Below are 18,810 nucleotides of genomic sequence, written 5' to 3' on the forward strand. Positions count from 1 at the left end.
TAGGCGTCTAGCGGTAGGCGTCTAATCGGGCGGGACCTGGTCGGTCTCCTCGAACACCAGCATGGTTTGTGTACCAAGTACCTGGGGGATGGACTGGATGCGGTTGAGCACCAGCTCCCGCAGCGCCCGGTTGTCGGCGGTGTGCACCAGCAGCAGGACGTCGAAGTCCCCGCCGACCAGGGCGATGTGCGCGACCCCCGGGAGCTCCAGCAGCTGCTCGCGGACCGTGCGCCAGGAGTTCTGGACGATCTTCAGGGTGATGTAGGCGGACGCGGCCTGACCGGCCCGTTCGTGGTCCACCCTGGCGGTGAAGCCGCGGATGACGCCGTCCTCGACCATCCTGGAGATCCGGGCGTACGCGTTGGCCCGGGACACGTGCACCCGCTCGGCCACCGAGCGGATGGAAGCGCGACCGTCCTGCTGCAGCAGCCGCAGGATCGACCGGTCGACCCGGTCGAGTCTGGACATCTGTTCAGCCGACATGACCCCCCACCCTCACCGATTGGACGCACTGCCACCAGTCGACCGTCGCTCAGGCCGAATGTCCACCACCTTGTCACGCTTCTGGTCAAGATGAACAGACGACCGAACAATCGGTAGGGAGCCCCCGCGACCCCTGGAGGTGCCCCGAGATGACCGTTCTCGACCACAGACACCACACGGATGTGCCCGGTTGGCTGCCCGGGGCCACCGCTCCGCGCACCGACCCGGCCCCGCTCCTGCCGGACCCCTCCCCCGTCCGGGTGCTCGGCACCCCTGCGCTGGAGAAGTACGACCCGGCGCTGCTGCGCGAGCTCTACCGGCGCCTGGTCGTCGGCCGCCGGTACAACCAGCAGGCCACCACCCTGACCAAGCAGGGCCGCCTCGCCGTCTACCCGGCCTCCACCGGCCAGGAGGCCTGCCAGATCGCCGCCGCGCTGGTGCTCGGCGAGCGCGACTGGCTCTTCCCCAGCTACCGCGACACCCTCGCCGTGGTCTCCCGGGGCGTGGACCCGCTGGAGGCGCTGACCCTGCTGCGCGGCAACGCCCACACCGGCTACGACCCGCGCGCCAGCCGGACCGCCCCGCTCAGCACCCCGCTCGCCACCCAGGCCCCGCACGCCGTCGGGCTGGCGCACGCCGCCCGGCTGAGCGGCGAGCCGGCCGTCGCGCTGGCGATGCTCGGCGACGGCGGCACCAGCGAGGGCGACTTCCACGAGGCGCTGAACTTCGCGGCCGTGCTCAACGCCCCGGTGGTCTTCCTGGTGCAGAACAACGGCTACGCGATCTCCGTCCCGCTCAGCGCGCAGTCCGCCGCGCCCAGCCTGGCCCACAAGGCCGTCGGCTACGGCATGCCGGGCCGGCTGGTGGACGGCAACGACGCGCCCGCCGTGCACTCGGTGCTCACCGAGGCCGTCGAGCGGGCCCGCAGCGGCGGCGGCCCGACCCTGGTCGAGGCGCTGACCTACCGGATCGAGGCGCACACCAACGCCGACGACGCCACCCGCTACCGCACCGAGCCCGAGGTCGACGCCTGGCGGGAGCACGACCCGATCCTGCTGATGGAGCGCGCGCTGCGCGGACTGGGCGTCCTGGACGACGTGCTGGTGCAGGAGGCGGCGGACGAGGCGGAGGCGCTGGCGGCCCGGATGCGCGCCGAGTTCCACGCCGACCCGGAGCTCGACCCGATGTCGCTGTTTGCCCACGTCTACGCCGAGCCGACCCCGCAACTGCGGGAGCAGGCCGCCCAGTTGTCCGCCGAGCTGGCCGCCGAGGCCGAGGTGCAGCACTGATGTCGACCTCCCACCCGTCGCCCACCCCCACCCTTGGCCGAGCCGCTGCGCGGCACCCCTCCGGTGTCCGCACCGCGTCGATGGCGCAGGCGCTCAACTCCGCGCTGCGGGACGCCATGCGCGAGGACCCGGCGGTGCACGTGCTCGGCGAGGACGTCGGCGCGCTCGGCGGCGTCTTCCGGATCACCGACGGGCTGACCGCCGAGTTCGGCCGGGACCGCTGCCTGGACACCCCGCTCGCCGAGGCCGGCATCCTCGGCACCGCGGTCGGCATGGCGATGTACGGGCTGCGCCCGGTGGTCGAGATGCAGTTCGACGCCTTCGCCTACCCGGCGCTGGAGCAGCTGTTCTCGCACGTCGCCAAGATGCGCAACCGTACGGCGGGCCGGCTCCCGCTGCCGATCACCGTCCGCGTCCCGTACGGCGGCGGCATCGGCGGGGTCGAGCACCACAGCGACGCCTCCGAGGCGTACTACACCAGCACCCCCGGCCTGCACGTGGTCACGCCCGCGACGGTGGCCGACGCGTACGGGCTGCTGCGGGCCTCGATCGCCTCCGACGACCCGGTGGTCTTCCTGGAGCCCAAGCGGCTCTACTGGGGCAAGGACGGGTTCGACCCGGCGGTGCCGGTCGAGCCGATCGGCCGGGCCGTGCTGCGGCGCACCGGGACGTCCGCCGTGCTGATCACCTACGGACCCTCGCTGCCGGTCTGCCTGGAGGCGGCCGAGACGGCGAAGGCCGAGGGCTGGGACCTCGCGGTGCTGGACCTGCGCACCCTGGTGCCGTTCGACGACGAGACGGTCTGCCGGGTGGTGCGCTCGATCGGCCGGGCCGTGGTGGTGCACGAGGCGAGCGGCTTCGGCGGCGCCGGCGCGGAGATCGCCGCGCGGGTCACCGAGCGCTGCTTCCACCACCTGGCCGCGCCCGTGCTGCGGGTGACCGGCTTCGACATCCCGTACCCGCCGCCGATGCTGGAGCACCACCACCTGCCCGGGGTGGACCGGATCCTGGACGCGGTCGCCCGGCTGCAGTGGGAGGACTGAGCATGATGCCCGTCGTGCGGGAGTTCCGGCTGCCCGACCTCGGTGAGGGACTCACCGGGGCCGAGGTGGTGCGCTGGATGGTCGAGGTCGGCGAGGTGATCGCGGTCGACCAGCCGGTGGTGGAGGTGGAGACCGCCAAGGCCGTGGTGGAGGTGCCCTGCCCGTACGGCGGGGTGGTCACCGCGCGCTACGGCGAGGAGGGCGAGGAGATCGCCGTGGGCGCGCCGCTGGTGACGGTCGCGGTGGCCGGGGCTCCGGCTTCGGCGGAGAGAGGGTCGGACGGGCCCTCGTCCTCGCTGGGCGAGACCGTGGAGCGGCCGCTGGTCGGGTACGGCGTCGCGGAGACGGGGAAGGGCGGGCGGCGGCGCCGGGTCGGTGCGGGTGCGGCTTCGGGGGCGGTCGCTCCGGTTGCGCCCGCTGCGCCGGTCGCGGTGGCGCCTGCGGTGGTGGCGGGTGCCGCCGGGCCGGCCGTGCTGCCGGTGATCTCGCCGTTGGTGCGGCGGCTGGCCCGGGAGCAGGGGGTCGACCTGGCCGCGCTCACCGGGAGCGGGCCGGACGGGCTGATCATGCGGGCGGACGTCGAACGGGCGGTCGCGGCCAAGGTGGCCACTCCGACGGCCGCGTCGGTTGCCGTGCCCGCCGCGGCTCCTTCGGCGGCCGTCCAGGAGGGTGTCGTCCCGCTGCGCGGGCTGCGCAAGGCGGTGGCCGAGAAGCTCAGCCGCAGCCACCGGGAGATCCCGGCCGCGACCTGCTGGGTGGATGCCGACGCGACCGAACTGATGGCGCTGCGGCGGCAGTTGAACGCCACGCCGGGGCCGAAGGTGAGCGTTCTGGCGCTGCTGGCGCGGATCTGCACGGTCGCGCTGGCGCGCTTCCCCGAGCTCAACTCCTCGGTGACCGAGGACGGTTCGGGCATCGTCCGGCACGCGGCGGTGCACCTGGGCTTCGCCGCGCAGGGCGAGCGCGGCCTGGTCGTCCCGGTGGTACGGGACGCGCAGGCCCGCAGCACCGAGCAACTCGGCGAGGAGCTCGGCCGGTTGACCGAGGCGGCGCGCAGCGGCTCGCTCACCCCGGCCGAACTGACCGGCGGCACCTTCACGTTGAACAACTACGGGGTGTTCGGTGTGGACGGCTCCACCCCGATCCTCAACCACCCCGAGGCGGCGATGCTCGGGGTCGGCCGGATCGTCGCCAAACCGTGGGTGCACGGCGGGGAGTTGGCGGTGCGCGAGGTGACGCAGCTGTCGTTCACCTTCGACCACCGGGTCTGCGACGGCGGTACGGCGGGCGGCTTCCTGCGCTTCGTCGCGGACTGCGTGGAGCAGCCGGGCATGCTGCTGCGGCAGCTCTGAGCGGACCTGCCGTGAGCAGGACGCGGTTGCCCTGGGTGGACGGGGGGCCACTCAGGGCAACCGCGATCGAGTGAGAGTAGCGCGTTCCCGGGCCGGGTGTCCGGGCTTCGCGCGATTTGTCGGATGAGCAGTTCGGGCGTGCCACGCTGCCTAGGCGTCAGCAGAGACAAGCCAGGTGGTGGCGCAGGCCGGCCGGAGGCGAAACGATTCTCTTGGGTACTCGAAACGTAGCGGTGAAGTCCCGCAGAACACTTCTGGTCCGCACCGGGCACGGCTCGGCGGGGGCCGCCTCCGTGCCGGGCCTGCCGGGGATCCCGGGGCCGCCGAGGCCGTTGGACCCGCCGGACCTGCCGCCGACGGCTCCGGCGGACGCGCCGCCGACAACTCCGGCGGAGGCGCCGACGGAGGTGCTGCCGCCCGTGGCTCCCGGTCCGGAGCCCGTCCACCCGGTGGTTCCGGCCATGCCGTCCGAGCCGCCGGCCGTACCCGCGCCGAGCCACCCCGCGCCGAGCTACCCCGAGCCGGCCTCGGGCACCGGCACCTCGCCCGCCTTCCGGCCGCTGTTCACCGACGCACCCGGCCTCAACTGGGCCGGACCCGGCGACAGTTGGAGCGACGCCTGGGCGCTGCAGCCGCCCACCGAGGGCCACCCGGCCCCCGCGCTCCCCGCCGTCCAACCGGCCGCAGCCGCCGTACCCGAGGTCGAACTGCCGCTCACCGCACGGGACATCGAGCTGATCCGGGCCAGCCTCGCCGTCGTCGAGCCGGTCGCCGACCGGGCCACCGCGCACTTCTACGCCCTGCTCTTCCTGCACCATCCCGAGGTCCGCTCGCTCTTCCCCGCCGCCATGGACGTCCAGCGCGACCGGCTGTTCCGCGCCCTGCTGGGTGCCGCGCGCGGCGCCGAGGACCCGGTCGCCCTGCGCGCCGGGCTGAGCGCGCTCGGCTGCGGCCACCGCCGGTACGGCACGCTGACCGGCCACTACGCCCCGGTGGGGGAGTGCCTGGTGCAGGCGCTGGCCCGGTACGCGGGCGGCCGCTGGGACGCCGACACCGAGCTGGCCTGGCGCCGCGCCTACCGGCTGATCTCCTCGATCATGATCGAGGCCGCGGAGGAGGCCGCCCGCACCTCGCCGCCCTGGTGGCAGGGCGAGATCGTCCGCCACGAGCGCCGCACCCGGGACGTCGCGGTGATCACCGTCCGCCCGGACCAGGCGTACCCGTTCCGGGCCGGGCAGTACACCAGCCTGGAAACGCCCTGGTGGCCGCGGGTGTGGCGGCACTACTCCTTCGCCTCCGCGCCCCGGCCGGACGGGCTGCTGGCCTTCCACGTCAAGGCCGTCCAGGCGGGCTGGGTGAGCAACGCGCTGGTCCACCGGGCCGCGCCCGGGGACGTGCTGCGGCTGGGGCCGGCCTCCGGAGCGATGACCGTCGACCACGCCGCCGGCCCGGACCTGCTCTGCCTCGGCGGCGGCACCGGCATCGCGCCGATCCGCGCACTGGTCGAGGAGGCCGCCGCGTACGGTACGCCCGGCCGCCGCGTCGAGGTGTTCTACGGCGCCCGCCGCGCCGCCGACCTGTACGAGCTGGACGGGCTGCGCGAGCTGGCCCGGGCCCACCCCTGGCTGACGGTGCGCCCGGTGCTGTCCGGCGGCGGCCCGGCCGAGGGCGCGCTGACCGGCGAACTGCCGGAGGTGGTGGGCCGGTTCGGCCCCTGGGCGGGGCGCGAGGCGGTGCTCAGCGGGCCGCCGGCGATGGTGCGCCGGGGCGTCGGGGTGCTGCTGCGGTCGGGGGTGCCGGCCGAGCGGATCCGGCACGACCTGGTCGGCGACCTGGCCGCCGGGTGACCACGTGGGCCCCGTCCCACGTGGTCGTCAGGGGGCGGCCGGTCGGCAGAGGTCGGCCGGCTGTAAACCGGTCGGTCACCCCAGGTCGGGCGCGAGCAGTGCGCGGATGCCCTCGATGTTGGCCGCCAGGTACGCCCGCAGCCGGGGCGGGACCACGTTGACCGAGGTGACCCCCTCCCGGGTGAACGGCAGCCGCACCACCTCGTACTCCCCGTTGGGCTCCGTCACCTCCGGCCCGTGCCGCCGGCTGAGGTCCATCGAGGCCAGCCGGCAGACGAAGAAGTGCTGCACCTTGACCCCGTGCGGGTGCAGCAGGGTGCCGTCGTCGTGGTGCGTGTGGCTGATGGTGTCGACGAAGGCGGGCACCACGTCCACGACCTTGCCGCCGAGCTCCTCGTCCACCTCGCGGTGCAGTGCCTCGACCACCGTGCGGTCGCCCCGCTCCACCCCGCCGCCGGGCGTGATCCAGTACGGGTGCGGCGCGCCCGGGCGGACCCGCCGGATCAGCACGATCGAGGCCGGGCCGTACGGATCGTCCGGGTCCAGCTCCAGCAGGATCGCCCGCGCGGTGCGCTTGACCACCGGACGCGGTGGCGGGGTTCGGTTCTCGGGGCCCATGGACACCTCCGGGGCTGGAGCGTTGTGCGGGAGTCTCCCGCGCGGGGAAAAGGTCGAAACACGGGGAATGTACCGAAAGGCCGAGCCGGAACGAGAGGTACTGGTGCCATGCAGCACAGCACAGTCCAGGGCCACCTGGTGATGGGCCTCGTGGTCTCGCAGGAGCTCTCCCTCCGCATCCTGGCGGACCTGGCGTACGAGGCCGACGATCCGTACGCCGTCCGGTTCAGCTTCCACCTGCCCGGCGACGCGCCGGTCACCTGGTTCTTCGCGCGGGAGCTGCTGCTCGACGGGATCGGCGGGCCCGCCGGCGAGGGCGACGTCCACATCCACCCGGTCGGCGGGGACCGCCCGGAGGTCCGCATCCTGCTGCGCTCCCCCGCCGGCGAGGCACTGCTGCGGGCCTCGTCCGCGCCGCTGATCGCCTTCCTGGCGCGCACCGACCGGCTGGTGCCGATGGGGCAGGAGCTCGCCGCCCGGGAACTCGACGCCGAGCTCGCGGACATCCTCGGAGACGTACGGCGGTAAGGGGAACGGCGGCAAGGGGAGCGCTGGCAAGGCGAAGGGGCCCGTACCCGGCTGTTCCACCGGGTACGGGCCCCTCGCGCGGGCGGGCACGACGGCCGTCAGTCGTCGTCCAGGGCCAGGTGCAGGCCCCAGGCCACCAGGCTGATGATCAGCGAACCGACCAGTGCGGCGCCGAAGTTGGTCACGTGGAAGTCCAGTGACAGCTTCCCGGACGCCCACGAGGTCAGCAGCAGCATCAGGGCGTTGATCACGAAGGTGATCAGCCCCAGTGTGAGGATGAACAGCGGGAACGAGAACAGCTTGACCACCGGCTTGATCAGCCAGTTCACGATGCCGAACACGACGGCGACGCCGAGGACGGTCAGTGCCTTGTGCTGCCAGTCGGCCTTGCCCTGGGCGAGTTGGATGCCGCTGACGATCCAGGCGGCGACCCAGATGGCCGCCGCGTTGATCAGTGTCTTGATGACGAAACCCTTCATGCCGCCCAAGCCTGGCAGGCAGCACGGCCCAGCGGAACCACCACAGGGCAGGTTGGTGTTGAATGCCCGTGGTCCCGGAGGTGGACGGACGAGGGAGGACGGCGACGGTGAAGCTGTTCCGGCTGGACGAACTGGACGCCGAGCGCGCGGCCAACGACGGTGCCTACCTGCGGTTCCTGCGCGAACCGCGGATGTCCGCCGGCCTGTACGCGCTCGCCCCCGGCAACACCGACCCGCAGACCGCGCACGACCAGGACGAGCTCTACCAGGTGATCAGCGGCCGGGCCGAGCTGACCGTCGGCGCCGAGACCGCGACCGTCGGGCGCGGCACCGTCGTGTACGTCCCGGCCGGGACCCCGCACCGGTTCCACCACGTCACCGAGGAACTGCGGGTCCTGGTGGTGTTCTCCCCGCCCGAGGACTGAGTGCCCGGCCCGGGCGTCCGGGGTGCTCGCTTAGGGTCGTCCGCATGACCAGCAGCCCCGGTTCCAGTCCCAGCCCCAGCCCCAGCCTCACCGAGGAACTCTGGGCCTCGATCGAGTCGATCCACGCCGAGATCCTCGCCCACCCCTTCATCCACGGCCTCACCGACGGCACCCTGCCCCGCGAGGCCTTCCGCCACTTCGTCGTCCAGGACTCGCACTACCTGCGCGACTACGCCCGCGCCCTCGCCGTCTGCGCCGCCAAGGCGCCCACCGAGGCGGACGTCCGGGCCTTCGCCGACGACGCGATCGGCGCGCTGGCCGCCGAGCAGGGCATGCACGCCGAGTTCATGACCGCCTTCGGCGGCACCGCCGAGCAGGCCGCCGCCGAACCGGTGCTGCCCACCACCCGGGCCTACACCAGCTACCTGCTGGCCACCGTCCACGGCGGCTCCTTCGCCGAGGCCGTCGGCGCGGTGCTGCCCTGCTACTGGATCTACGCCCGGGTCGGCGAGGCGCTGCTCGCCCAGGGCTCGCCCGACCCGCTCTACACCAAGTGGATCGCCACCTACGGCGACGAGGCCTTCCAGTCCGTGGTGCGCCGGGTGCTGGCCCTCACCGACCGGCTCGGCGAGGAGATCTCCCCGGCCGAGCGCCGCAAGGTGGTCGAGCACTTCGTGACCACCTCGCGCTACGAGTGGATGTTCTGGGACGCCGCCTGGCGCGGCGAGCGCTGGCCGGTCTGAGCCTGAGCCCGAGCCTGAGCCGGGCGCGCCGGGCGGCGTCCGCCTGCTCAGCCGGTGGTGAAGTAGCCGGTCAGGTCGGCGATCACGTCCACCGGGGCGCCGTGGTTGTAGACGGAGTAGGTGCCGTCGCCGGCCACCCTGGTGGTCACCGAGTTGGCGGTGGTCTGCCCGGGCGCGACGTTCACGGTGGAGGTGGTCGGCGGCAGGCCCGGGCCCGGGAACACCGTGAGGTGGCCGGACTCGGTGACGTCGGTGACCGTGACGTTGGCCTCGACGCCCATGACGTTCGGGACGGAGCCGTCCGAGGGGACGACCGGCACCTGCGTGGTCGCCCACTGCTGGAGCTTCGTGCCGGTGACCCGGGTGTCGAGGCTGCGGACGGGCGTCCTGAGCGCGCTGAACAGCCCCTTGCCGGAGGGGCCGTAGTAGCCGACGACGTCGACGATGACGTGCACCCAGCCGGCGTGGTTGTAGAGGTCGATCCAGCCGTCGACACCGACCGGCACCACGACCTGGTTCGCGACGGTCGACCCCGCCGGGAAGTTGACGTTCGACCCGGCGGCGGGCAGCGGCGAGCCGCTCGGGTACGCCGTCAGGAAGCTGTCCCACGAGCCGTCGGTGGCGGTGACGTTGAGGACCACCTCGGTGGCGTCCGCGGTGCCCAGCTCGGGGCGGGCGACCTGGAACGAGCGCACGGCGTCGCCGCCGAGCCGGCCGGTGCCGTCGACCCGGCTGTCGGCGATCCGGGTCGGGGCCAGCGGGCCGTACTTGTCGGTCGCCGCGGGCCGGTAGTAGCCGACCAGGTCGAGGACGACGTTGGCGGTGCCCCAGTTGTTGTAGACGCTGATCCACGGGGCGCCCCGCACGACCGGGCCGACCGCGACGGTGACCAGGTTGGAGACGGTCTGGCCGGCCTTGAAGTTGACGCTGGAGGTGGCGGGCGCGGTGCCGGGTGTGCCGTTGGCGGCACCGAGCGAGACGTAGCCGTCGGTGGTCGGGTCGGTCACGGTGACGTTGACCACCACGGCCGTGACGTCGGTCGGCACCACGGCCTCGCAGGTCGCCGGGGGGTGGTTGGCGCAGCGGGCTGCCAGCGGGGTGCTGTAGTACTCGCCGGCCCCGAGCGGCCCGAACCGGTTGTGCGTCGGGACCCGGTTGTAGTCCCGGGTGTCCAGGACCCGGTACGGGGACATCCCGCGGAAGCCGGCCGGCGCGGTGAGGTCCGCGGCCGAGCTCGCGGCCGCGGCGCCCCGGCCGGCGGCGGGGGCCTGGCCGGCGGCGAGGGCCGGGGTAGTGAGGGTGAGGGCCGCCAGGGCGGCTAGGGACACGGCTGTTCTGGCTCGCATGGCTCGCATGATCGCGTTCCCCCCGGGTCGTTTTTGCCGAACGGGCCTTCCTCCGGCACTAGTTGGACGTTCGGGACGGCCGGGGGTTGCACGCCGCCGGGCGAATTCTCGGGGGTCACCCCGGGGGGTCGGCTCCGGGTGATCTCGGGGTTCTCTCCGGGCCGTTGGCCCTCGTTCCGGCACTCGCGTCACCGTACGATCGACGTACCGAAAGCAAGCGGGATGCGGCACCGGACGGCGGCCGACCCTTGGGGAGAAGAGGAACGGACATGGCTGAGCTCTGGAAGTCGCTGCCCTCGTGGGTGCGCAACATCGTCATCCCGGTGCTGGTCCTGGTGCTGGCCTGGAACATCGTCGCCTTCGTCTTCGGCGTCGTCGGCGCACTGCTGGGCATCGTGCTCAAGCTGCTGGTGGTGGTCGGCATCGCGGCCGCCGTCGTGATCCTGGTGAAGAAGGCCGCCAGGAGCTGACCTCCTCCCCGAACCGCCGCCCTGAGGCCCGGCCCCCACCACGGGAAGCCGGGCCTCGGCCGTTCCCGGCGTCTCGGCCGGTCCTCGGGCCGACGCGTTCCGGGCGGGGATCCGGGCGGGGACCCGCTCTGGACCTGCGGCTATCGGCTCGCTACGGTGTTGGGCGTCATGTGCAGGCAACACCGCCTGCGACGCGGGAGCTCGGAGCACCGGGCTGAGAGGGCGCTGACCGGGACGTCGACGGACGGACCGACGGCTGCGTCGACCGCAGGAACCTGGACCGGGTAATGCCGGCGTAGGGAGTAGAGGTCAGATGACCACGTTCGAAGCACAGCCGCAGTCTGCCCAGAGCGCCCCCAGCAGCGAGCGCACCGGGTACCCGACCCCGGCGTGGCGCAAGGCCTACCGCGAGGGATCCCGCCCCGACCTGCGCGTTCCGTACCGCGAGGTGCTGCTCACCAACGGCAGGACCGTCCCGCTGTACGACACCTCCGGCCCGTACACGGACCCGTCGTACGAGCCCGACGTGCGCCGCGGCCTGGCCCCGCTGCGCGACGCCTGGATCCGGCAGCGCGGCGACGTCGAGGAGTACGACGGCCGCGAGCCGCGCCCCGAGGACGACGGGATCAAGCACACCTCGCCGCGCGGCGGCAACCTGCGCAACCTCGACGCCGTCTTCCCCGGCCGCCCGCGCCGCCCGCTGCGCGGCCGCGGTGGCGCCGCCGTCACCCAACTCGCCTACGCCAAGCGGGGCGTGGTGACGCCGGAGATGGAGTTCGTGGCGCTCCGCGAGGGCCTCGCGCCCGAGTTCGTGCGCGCCGAGGTGGCCCGCGGCCGGGCCGTGATCCCGGTCAACGTGAACCACCCCGAGGTGGAGCCGGCCATCATCGGCACCAACTTCCTGGTGAAGATCAACGCCAACATCGGCAACTCCGCCGTCACCTCCTCGATCGAGGAGGAGGTGGAGAAGATGACCTGGGCCACCCGCTGGGGCGCCGACACCGTCATGGACCTCTCCACCGGCCGCAACATCCACACCACCCGCGAGTGGATCCTGCGCAACTCCCCCGTGCCGATCGGCACCGTGCCGCTCTACCAGGCCCTGGAGAAGGTGGACGGCAAGGCCGAGGAGCTGAGCTGGGAGGTCTACCGGGACACCATCATCGAGCAGTGCGAGCAGGGCGTCGACTACATGACCGTCCACGCCGGCGTGCTGCTGCGCTACGTCCCGCTCACCGCGCGCCGCAAGACCGGCATCGTCTCGCGCGGCGGCTCGATCATGGCCGCGTGGTGCCTGGCGCACCACAAGGAGAACTTCCTCTACACCAACTTCGAGGAACTCTGCGACATCCTCGCCGCCTACGACGTCACCTTCTCCCTCGGTGACGGCCTGCGCCCCGGCTCGATCGCGGACGCCAACGACGAGGCGCAGTTCGCCGAGCTGCAGACCCTCGGCGAGCTCGGCCGGATCGCCCGCGAGCGCGACGTCCAGGTGATGATCGAGGGCCCGGGCCACGTCCCGATGCACAAGATCAAGGAGAACATGGATCTCCAGAAGGAGATCTGCGACGAGGCGCCGTTCTACACCCTCGGCCCGCTCACCACGGACGTCGCCCCCGGCTACGACCACATCACCTCGGGCATCGGCGCCGCGATGATCGCCTGGTGGGGCACCGCGATGCTCTGCTACGTCACGCCCAAGGAGCACCTGGGCCTGCCCAACCGGGACGACGTCAAGACCGGCGTGATCACCTACAAGATCGCCGCCCACGCCGCCGACCTCGCCAAGGGCCACCCCGGCGCGCAGGAGTGGGACGACGCCCTCTCCGACGCCCGCTTCGAGTTCCGCTGGGAGGACCAGTTCAACCTGGCCCTCGACCCGGAGACCGCCCGCGAGTTCCACGACGAGACCCTCCCCGCCGAGCCCGCGAAGACGGCGCACTTCTGCTCCATGTGCGGGCCGAAGTTCTGCTCGATGAAGATCAGCAAAAGCATCAATGAGAAGTTCGGCAACGGCCAGGCCTCGCCGGAGTACGACGAGACGGCTGTCGAGGGCATGAAGGCCATGTCCGAGGAGTTCAAGGCCCACGGCAACAAGGTCTACCTGCCGATGGCCGACTGACCCAGGACACCTGAGCGCCGCCCCGATCACCTCGGGGCGGCGCTCCGCTGTTTCCGGGGCTGCCTCCGGGCACCCGAAATCCCGTGGACGAGGCGGGCGGCCGGGTGCTGCCATGGTGGGACGGTTCTCCGTGCTGGAAATGGGAAACCTGTCGTACCGTCATAGTGGCTGTGCAGAGCTGGTTTTGGGGGAAGCGCATGGTCAGATCAGCGGCGAAGGCGGGAGCGTTCGTGACGCTCGCGGCACTCTCACTCACCGCGTGTGGAGGTTCGTCGGTTCCAGGTGATCCCAAGGAGTCCCGGACGCAGACCTCGGCTGCCGTGCCGTCCCGGTCTGCCGCGCCGGCCAAACCGATTCCGGCGGCGTTCGACAGTACAAGGGGATGGGAGGTCGAGGCGGGCAAGGACGGGAACCTGCGTGGTCCGGCTGTCGCATCCGACGCGGGACTGATCCTGTTCCGTTCGATCTCCGAGGACAAGAAGACCGCGAGCGTCCTCGCCTACGACGCGAAGACCGGCGCGATCCGCTGGCGGAGCAAGCCGGTCGCGAATCCCACGCGCGACAGCCTGGACGCCGACGCCATGGTGTTCGTCACGCACAAGGCCGGTAAGGAATACGCGGTCCTCGCGGTCACGGGTACCGAAGGCGGGGACGGTGTGAACCGGGCGAGCGGCGTCACACGGCTTGCCGCGTACGACACGGCGTCCAGCGGTGAGGCGGCGCCGGTCAAGGAGACCACGGTTCCGGACAAGGCCACCGGTTACGGCGTTCAGCGCGACGGCGGCCTCACCGAGGTGCAACTGGGCCGGTCCACGGCCGTGGTGGACGTGCTCTCGGGCCAGGTCACCACGTACGACCGGAACAACGCCGCCCTGAACGCCCCCAAGCCCTGCGAGCTGGCCTTCGGCTCCTGCAACACCAGTACGGGCGTCACAGCGCTGACCCCGGCCGGTCCGCTGGTTCAGGGCCGGGGCGCCTTCTGGGCGCTCGGCGGCTGGTTCAGCGGCGACGTGGTACCCGCAGGGGCGAGCGCCATCGTGGGCTCCAGCACAGTGACGGCCTACGGATCACCCGATGGCCATGTCGTGGCCGCGTGGCCGTCCACCGGGCACGACAACGACAGGTCCGTCTGGGCCGTGCACGACGGCGGGACCGGCCAAGTGCTCGCCACGGTCGAGTGCACGGGGAAGAAGGCCACGCCCCGACTGTCGTCCGACGGCCGCTACCTGATCGCCGACTTCGCGGTCTTCGACCTGCAGGCGAAGAAGGGCTACTGCTTCGAGGCGACCGGCGCCCGCAACCCCGTTCAACTGACCACGGTGGACAAGGACGGAACGGCGTACGGCAACGCCAAGACACCCGACCAGAACACCGGCGGCCTGAGCGATACACCGACCTCGGTCGTCCTGGCCACCGGCCAGGCATCCGCGCTCCCGGCCGGGACACTCGTCCCGGACCTGATCGGTGCGGACGCCGCGGTCTTCGGCACCGACACCGGCATCGGCCCCGTCCTCGTCTACCCGCGGCGCTGACCCTGCCACGGCACGCCGAGCCGTCCCCGAGCCGCGCCCCGATGCCGCCCAGAAGGCATCACGTCGGCGCATTCAGACGCGATGTGCTGGTTTCGGACTGAAGTTGTCGTCGATGAAGATCAGCAAAAGCATCAATGAGCAGTTCGGCCAGGGGAAGGCTTCGCCGGAGTACGACGAGGAAGCGGTCGAGGGCATGAAGGCCATGTCCTACGAGTTCAAGGTCCAGGGCAACCGGGTCTACCTCCCGCTGGCCGACTGACGCGCCCAGAGAGGCACCGCCCCGGGAGGCGGGTGCTCCCCGGGGCGGTATGTCCTGCGTGGCGGTCGTGTGGAGCCGGGGGATCCGGCTGGCCCGGACGGGACGATCGCCGGTGCTGTCCGGACCGGATCGCCGAGCCGTGGGTCGTGGTCGGCTTCAGGGGCAAGCCCTCCAACACTCGGTAGCCTCTGTCGGACCACTTGATGGTCCAGCCCAGCACGCTGCCATAGACGAGGTGGCCGGCCAGACTGACGACCACGGTCGCCGGGGTGAGTCGGAAGAGCAATGCCTGTGCGTGCGGCACGAAGAGCAGCGTGCCGATGAGCCCGGACCACACGAAGACTCCGTAGCTGAGGCCGAAGAGCACCAGGCGGCGACGGATACCGAGGACCAGGCAGAACAGGGCGAAAGCCATGCCAATGCCCCCGCCGTCACCGACGTAGCGCCACAAGTAACCGATCACGGCATTCGGCCTGTTGGAGCCGGTGATCCACTCACCGAGCCTCGGTATGAAGTCGCGCCAACCGCCCACCAGGATGAACGGCAGACGCAGCATGTCATAGGCGGTGACCGCAACGAGCCCACCGAGGAACCCCGCACGCGCCGCCCTCGACACAGGAGTCCTCCAGCACAGCAGCAGCAGCGTCAGTGCGGCACCCCAGAGCGGGATGATCACGTCGTCCGCCGCCATGTGCAGGGTGATCAACCCGGCCAGGCTCAGGGGAATGGCGAGCACTGGCAGCGCACCCGTGCAGAACAGGAAGCACAGGAGGACTCCCTGTAGCGCTGCGGAGCCGAGGCCCGGAGCACGCGACGAACTCGCCGTGCGTTGCCGCTCCGTGACAGCAGGTTTGCTCGGGTTGATTGGCATTGGCATACTTCCGCGCTGCCTGCGCAATCCGATGCCGGGATGCGAGATCGGGCGCTCATCGCGCGCACTGGCGCCCCGCCCGCTGTACCGCTGCCTCTCCCCGCGTCGGGATACCAGCAGGTCGAGCGGACTACCTTTGCGGTGGGGGAATCGCCTCACTAATCACGATAGGTGAACTCTCCCGAGAGGGAAAGGCTCGACAGTCGGTCCGTTCCGTCAATTCTCGCCACGACTTCGCTACTAGCGGTGATCGGGCGGGGTGTTGGACTGTCGGCTTGTTTCCGTCCTCGCGTCTGACCGGTATCCCTGAGCGTGGCCCCGCTCACCCGCTGGTGCTGAGCCACGGAGCTGACTTGCCGGCTGGCAAGCTATGGCTGCCAGGGACCAAGGTGCTGGCTTCGGGCTGAAGTTGTCGTCGATGAAGATCTCGCAAAAGATCCGGGACGAGCACGGCGACGGTTCCAGCGCCGTACCGACCGACTTCGACGCCGAGGTCCTGGCGGGCATGGCCGAGAAGTCGGCCGAGTTCGCCGCCCAGGGCAACCGGGTCTACCTCCCGCTGGCGGACTGACCACCAGCGACTGCACCGGCCCGCGTCCCGAGGGGGGAGTCGCGGGCCGGTGCGCTCAGACGTTGTCAGGCGTTCCAGGTGGTCACGATCGGCTCCGGTCATTCCTCGGCCGTCGCGGTGAGATCCGCCGCCGGCACCGCGAGCAGTGACCGGCTGTCGACGACGTACCTCAACGGAGCCTTCTGGGCGTCATCCTGGGCGTCCCCTTACTGGGGCTAGTGCCGTCGGCGGGCTGCGGTTCGGCCGCTTCGCTTCACGAGGATGACGAGTCCACCGCCCAGGGCGATGGCCACGGCCGAGCCGATCACGATGCCGATCGATCCGCTCGCGCCGGTGGCGGCGAGTGCCTGCTCCGACCCCTTCGGGTGCTGAACGGGACCGCCCTGAACGGGGCCGCCGCCCTGGTTGTGACCGCCCTGAACGGGGCCGCCGCCCTGGTTGTGACCGCCCGGCACGTTGCCGTGGTTGCCCTGGTCGCTTCCGTGACCACCTTGCTCGTGACCGCCGTGCCCCTGGCCGCCGTGACCGCCGGGAGACTGGGGTGGTCCTGCGGGCCCTGCGGGTCCAGCGGGTCCAGCGGGTCCAGCGGGCCCAGGCGCGCCGGGCGAGCCGTTGGCGCCGGGTGAGCCGTTGGCGCCGGGTGAGCCGTTGGCACCGGGTGAACCGTTGGCGCCAGGGAGTCCGTTGGCACCGGGCGAGCCGTTGGCGCCAGGGAGTCCGTTGGCACCGGGCGAGCCGTTGGCACCGGGTGAGCCGTTGGCGCCGGGTGAGCCGTTGGCGCCAGGGAGTCCGTTGGCACCGGGTGAACCGTTGGCGCCAGGGAGTCCGTTGGCACCGGGTGAACCATTGGCACCAGGAGCTCCAGGGGCGCCATTAGGCCCCGGGGCGCCCGGGGAGCCAGGCGCGCCGGGCACGCCAGGAGCGCCGTTGGGACCGGGAGCACCAGGGGCGCCAGGAGCCCCCGGAGCGCCGTTGGGACCGGGGGCACCGGGGGCACCGGGGGCACCGGGAGCACCGGGAGCCCCGGGAGCGCCGTTGGGGCCGGCGGCACCCGGGGAGCCGGGAGCCCCGGGAGCCCCGGGAGCGCCGTTGGGGCCGGGAGCACCGGGGGAGCCGGGGGCGCCGGGAGCGCCGTTGGGGCCGGGCGCACCAGGAGCACCCGGAGCACCGGCCACGCCGGAAGCACCGTTGGGGCCGGGCGCACCAGGAGCACCGGGAGAGCCGGGCGGGCCGGCGGGCCCACTGGGACCTGCCGGACCGCTCGGACCTGCCGGACCGCTCGGACCTGCCGGACCGCTCGGTCCGGGCGGGCCGACGGTGCAGGCCGCCCTGGTGATGGTGTTGTCGTCCAGCGTGACGGCGCCCGTGCGTGCCAGGGCGCGGCCTTCGATCACCGAGGCGTGGTTCACCGTGATGGACGTCAAGGCCAGGATGTTGCCCTTGAAGAATGAGCTGACGTCGATGGTGGCGGAGCTGCCCACCTGCCAGAACACATTGCAGGGCTGCGCCCCGTTGACCAGGCTGACGACGGCCGACGGGGCCGTGATCAAGGTGGAGGCGATCTGGAAGATGAAGACGGCGTTGGGATCGCCCAGGGCGTCGAGAGTGACGGTCCCGGTGAGGTTCAGAGACGACGTCGCCTTGTAGACGCCGGGCGTCAGTGTCAGGCCGCCGATGTCGCCCGGAGACGTCAGGCTGGCCGTGGGGGCCCGGCCTGCGGCGTCGTTGTAGGCGATGACCAGGTCGGACTGGGCCTGTGCGGCCTGGGCGTCGTTGACGTGCTGGACTCCGTTCACGGTCCCGGGTAGAAAGCCCGTCACGCTGGTGCCCGGGCTGAGGCCCAGGTCCCCGTTGATCACGCTGGGGCCGGTGTTGGTGACCGTTGAGGCGCCCAGGACCGCGTAGCTGGTGTCGGTCCCCAGCGTCACCGGCGCCTGTGCGGCGTGCGCCGGGCTCGCGACCAGACCCGCCGTCGCGAGCAACGTCAGTCCGGACAGCAGGACGAGTGACCCCGTGAGTCGGGAGCGTTTACGCCCTCTGTCAGGTGGGGCGGGCGGAATGGCATCGACTGCCATAGGACAGGACCCTTTCTTGTCGCCGTTGAGCTCCGTCACTCGGAAAGAGGATTCGGAGCGCCGATGGTGAGTTCTGGTCGGACCACAAGCCCTCGTGCATGCGCCAGGGCGCCACGGGCGTCATCCCCAGGAGGGGCCGCGGAGCGGCAGCCGGCCAGGGGTGGTGATGCACCGTCACCAACTCAGTACACCGTGCAACAGCAACTTAAAAAGGAAAGAATGATAAAGATGCAAAAGGGTGACGCGCTGGCGCCAATGGGGCATATTTCACCTTGCTTCGGCGTGTCGTTTGCCTACGCACTCGGTGTCGCGTACAAGGCCGTCGGCGTCGGCTTCGGATGGCCCCTCGGGTCCTGCCATGCCGACGGAACCCGGCTTGGCTCTCGGCGGAGCCCGTCAATCCGACCGCCACCGCAACCCTCCCCGAGACGCTGCTCACGCCTTGGCAGTACCGTTTCTCCTCTTGGCCGCGTCCAGGGTGGTGAAGTGACGTATCGCCCGGTGGACGGATTCGTTGGCCCGAATATGAATGACCCAACGAATCCGCACGGCGGGCTACTCGCGGCGCCCGAAGGCAACGCCGGCACCGTGGCCGAACGTTGTCGCCTGTTCTTAGGGCCTGTCCGGCGGATCTTGCCGGACAGGCCCTAGTAGTACTTCGTTAGGTCTGAAGTGGTCTCGTGCGCTCGGGTCGGCGTGTGGTGGGTAACTCTCGGTGGCAGGTGGGGCATTCGCCGGTCCAGGCTCGTATCAGGTC

General features: G+C 71.7%; 18 protein-coding genes. 12 read left to right on the forward strand and 6 right to left on the reverse strand.

Annotation, left to right across the window (positions count from 1 at the left end; all coding sequences use genetic code 11):
• Positions 1-21: 21 nt before the first annotated feature.
• Complete coding sequence (locus tag OP86_RS06165; RefSeq protein ID WP_030055546.1) at positions 22-483, reverse strand: Lrp/AsnC family transcriptional regulator; 462 nt, start codon at positions 481-483, stop codon at positions 22-24.
• A 149-nt stretch (positions 484-632) separates the two neighbouring features.
• Here OP86_RS06165 and pdhA point away from each other — a divergent pair, with 149 nt between their 5' ends.
• From pdhA to OP86_RS06185, 4 genes are all read left to right on the forward strand, one after another.
• A complete protein-coding gene (pdhA, locus tag OP86_RS06170) occupies positions 633-1,772 on the forward strand; it encodes a pyruvate dehydrogenase (acetyl-transferring) E1 component subunit alpha (RefSeq protein ID WP_030055545.1) in 1,140 nt (379 codons plus the stop codon).
• Between the two features lie 80 nt (positions 1,773-1,852).
• On the forward strand, positions 1,853-2,815 hold the full coding sequence (locus OP86_RS06175; RefSeq protein ID WP_030255323.1) for an alpha-ketoacid dehydrogenase subunit beta: 963 nt from the start codon (positions 1,853-1,855) through the stop codon (positions 2,813-2,815).
• Between the two features lie 5 nt (positions 2,816-2,820).
• Positions 2,821-4,167 (forward strand): dihydrolipoamide acetyltransferase family protein, encoded by a 1,347-nt coding sequence (locus OP86_RS06180; RefSeq protein WP_030055544.1) that lies wholly within the window; start codon positions 2,821-2,823, stop codon positions 4,165-4,167.
• A gap of 419 nt (positions 4,168-4,586) precedes the next feature.
• Complete coding sequence (locus OP86_RS06185) at positions 4,587-6,014, forward strand: globin domain-containing protein (protein WP_234434771.1); 1,428 nt, start codon at positions 4,587-4,589, stop codon at positions 6,012-6,014.
• Positions 6,015-6,089: 75 nt separating this feature from the next.
• Here the strand turns inward: OP86_RS06185 and OP86_RS06190 are convergent, their stop codons facing one another.
• On the reverse strand, positions 6,090-6,632 hold the full coding sequence (locus tag OP86_RS06190; protein WP_030055542.1) for an NUDIX domain-containing protein: 543 nt from the start codon (positions 6,630-6,632) through the stop codon (positions 6,090-6,092).
• A gap of 108 nt (positions 6,633-6,740) precedes the next feature.
• On the opposite strand from OP86_RS06190, the gene OP86_RS06195 reads away from it, so the two are divergent.
• Positions 6,741-7,160, forward strand: coding sequence for an SsgA family sporulation/cell division regulator (locus OP86_RS06195; protein WP_030055541.1), 420 nt, complete (start codon positions 6,741-6,743; stop codon positions 7,158-7,160).
• A 98-nt stretch (positions 7,161-7,258) separates the two neighbouring features.
• Here the strand turns inward: OP86_RS06195 and OP86_RS06200 are convergent, their stop codons facing one another.
• Positions 7,259-7,639: a phage holin family protein gene (locus OP86_RS06200; protein ID WP_030055540.1), complete on the reverse strand. Its 381-nt coding sequence runs from the start codon at positions 7,637-7,639 to the stop codon at positions 7,259-7,261.
• Positions 7,640-7,746: 107 nt separating this feature from the next.
• On the opposite strand from OP86_RS06200, the gene OP86_RS06205 reads away from it, so the two are divergent.
• Entirely contained in the window at positions 7,747-8,064 is a 318-nt protein-coding gene (locus OP86_RS06205) for a cupin domain-containing protein (RefSeq protein ID WP_030055539.1), read from the forward strand.
• A gap of 44 nt (positions 8,065-8,108) precedes the next feature.
• Positions 8,109-8,807, forward strand: coding sequence for a thiaminase II (tenA, locus tag OP86_RS06210; protein ID WP_030055538.1), 699 nt, complete (start codon positions 8,109-8,111; stop codon positions 8,805-8,807).
• 47 nt (positions 8,808-8,854) lie between these two features.
• Here the strand turns inward: tenA and OP86_RS06215 are convergent, their stop codons facing one another.
• Positions 8,855-10,153 carry a hypothetical protein gene (locus OP86_RS06215; RefSeq protein ID WP_157849673.1) on the reverse strand — a complete coding sequence of 433 codons (1,299 nt, stop codon included), beginning with the start codon at positions 10,151-10,153 and terminating at the stop codon, positions 8,855-8,857.
• Positions 10,154-10,422: 269 nt separating this feature from the next.
• On the opposite strand from OP86_RS06215, the gene OP86_RS06220 reads away from it, so the two are divergent.
• From OP86_RS06220 to OP86_RS36440, 4 genes are all read left to right on the forward strand, one after another.
• Positions 10,423-10,623 carry a DUF5326 family protein gene (locus OP86_RS06220; protein ID WP_030055535.1) on the forward strand — a complete coding sequence of 67 codons (201 nt, stop codon included), beginning with the start codon at positions 10,423-10,425 and terminating at the stop codon, positions 10,621-10,623.
• A 313-nt stretch (positions 10,624-10,936) separates the two neighbouring features.
• Positions 10,937-12,745: a phosphomethylpyrimidine synthase ThiC gene (gene thiC, locus OP86_RS06225; protein WP_030055534.1), complete on the forward strand. Its 1,809-nt coding sequence runs from the start codon at positions 10,937-10,939 to the stop codon at positions 12,743-12,745.
• Between the two features lie 83 nt (positions 12,746-12,828).
• On the forward strand, positions 12,829-14,277 hold the full coding sequence (locus OP86_RS33345; RefSeq protein WP_157849674.1) for a hypothetical protein: 1,449 nt from the start codon (positions 12,829-12,831) through the stop codon (positions 14,275-14,277).
• Positions 14,278-14,389: 112 nt separating this feature from the next.
• Positions 14,390-14,536, forward strand: a complete 147-nt coding sequence (locus OP86_RS36440) for a hypothetical protein (RefSeq protein ID WP_157849675.1) — start codon at positions 14,390-14,392, stop codon at positions 14,534-14,536.
• On the opposite strand, the gene OP86_RS06235 is transcribed toward OP86_RS36440, so the two are convergent.
• A complete protein-coding gene (locus OP86_RS06235; RefSeq protein WP_157849676.1) occupies positions 14,493-15,407 on the reverse strand; it encodes a DUF6789 family protein in 915 nt (304 codons plus the stop codon). The genes OP86_RS36440 and OP86_RS06235 overlap by 44 nt on opposite strands.
• A gap of 418 nt (positions 15,408-15,825) precedes the next feature.
• Between OP86_RS06235 and OP86_RS36445 the strand changes: the two genes are divergently transcribed.
• Positions 15,826-15,978 carry a hypothetical protein gene (locus tag OP86_RS36445; protein ID WP_030055531.1) on the forward strand — a complete coding sequence of 51 codons (153 nt, stop codon included), beginning with the start codon at positions 15,826-15,828 and terminating at the stop codon, positions 15,976-15,978.
• Positions 15,979-16,193: 215 nt separating this feature from the next.
• Here the strand turns inward: OP86_RS36445 and OP86_RS34595 are convergent, their stop codons facing one another.
• On the reverse strand, positions 16,194-18,053 hold the full coding sequence (locus tag OP86_RS34595; protein ID WP_106973343.1) for an ice-binding family protein: 1,860 nt from the start codon (positions 18,051-18,053) through the stop codon (positions 16,194-16,196).
• Between the last annotated feature and the right edge of the window lie 757 nt (positions 18,054-18,810).

It is taken from the genome of Streptomyces novaecaesareae (assembly GCF_000716875.1).
Lineage (GTDB): Bacteria > Actinomycetota > Actinomycetes > Streptomycetales > Streptomycetaceae > Kitasatospora > Kitasatospora novaecaesareae.

What these genes read in the sequence shown, in the direction of transcription:
- OP86_RS06165 (WP_030055546.1), bottom strand. Translation starts at nt 483, where the DNA reads ATGTCGGCTGAACAGATGTCCAGACTCGACCGGGTCGACCGGTCGATC.
- pdhA (WP_030055545.1), top strand. Translation starts at nt 633, where the DNA reads ATGACCGTTCTCGACCACAGACACCACACGGATGTGCCCGGTTGGCTG.
- OP86_RS06175 (WP_030255323.1), top strand. Translation starts at nt 1,853, where the DNA reads ATGGCGCAGGCGCTCAACTCCGCGCTGCGGGACGCCATGCGCGAGGAC.
- OP86_RS06180 (WP_030055544.1), top strand. Translation starts at nt 2,821, where the DNA reads ATGCCCGTCGTGCGGGAGTTCCGGCTGCCCGACCTCGGTGAGGGACTC.
- OP86_RS06190 (WP_030055542.1), bottom strand. Translation starts at nt 6,632, where the DNA reads ATGGGCCCCGAGAACCGAACCCCGCCACCGCGTCCGGTGGTCAAGCGC.
- OP86_RS06195 (WP_030055541.1), top strand. Translation starts at nt 6,741, where the DNA reads ATGCAGCACAGCACAGTCCAGGGCCACCTGGTGATGGGCCTCGTGGTC.
- OP86_RS06200 (WP_030055540.1), bottom strand. Translation starts at nt 7,639, where the DNA reads ATGAAGGGTTTCGTCATCAAGACACTGATCAACGCGGCGGCCATCTGG.
- tenA (WP_030055538.1), top strand. Translation starts at nt 8,109, where the DNA reads ATGACCAGCAGCCCCGGTTCCAGTCCCAGCCCCAGCCCCAGCCTCACC.
- OP86_RS06215 (WP_157849673.1), bottom strand. Translation starts at nt 10,153, where the DNA reads ATGCGAGCCAGAACAGCCGTGTCCCTAGCCGCCCTGGCGGCCCTCACC.
- OP86_RS06220 (WP_030055535.1), top strand. Translation starts at nt 10,423, where the DNA reads ATGGCTGAGCTCTGGAAGTCGCTGCCCTCGTGGGTGCGCAACATCGTC.
- thiC (WP_030055534.1), top strand. Translation starts at nt 10,937, where the DNA reads ATGACCACGTTCGAAGCACAGCCGCAGTCTGCCCAGAGCGCCCCCAGC.
- OP86_RS36440 (WP_157849675.1), top strand. Translation starts at nt 14,390, where the DNA reads ATGAAGATCAGCAAAAGCATCAATGAGCAGTTCGGCCAGGGGAAGGCT.
- OP86_RS06235 (WP_157849676.1), bottom strand. Translation starts at nt 15,407, where the DNA reads ATGCCAATCAACCCGAGCAAACCTGCTGTCACGGAGCGGCAACGCACG.
- OP86_RS36445 (WP_030055531.1), top strand. Translation starts at nt 15,826, where the DNA reads ATGAAGATCTCGCAAAAGATCCGGGACGAGCACGGCGACGGTTCCAGC.
- OP86_RS34595 (WP_106973343.1), bottom strand. Translation starts at nt 18,053, where the DNA reads ATGGCAGTCGATGCCATTCCGCCCGCCCCACCTGACAGAGGGCGTAAA.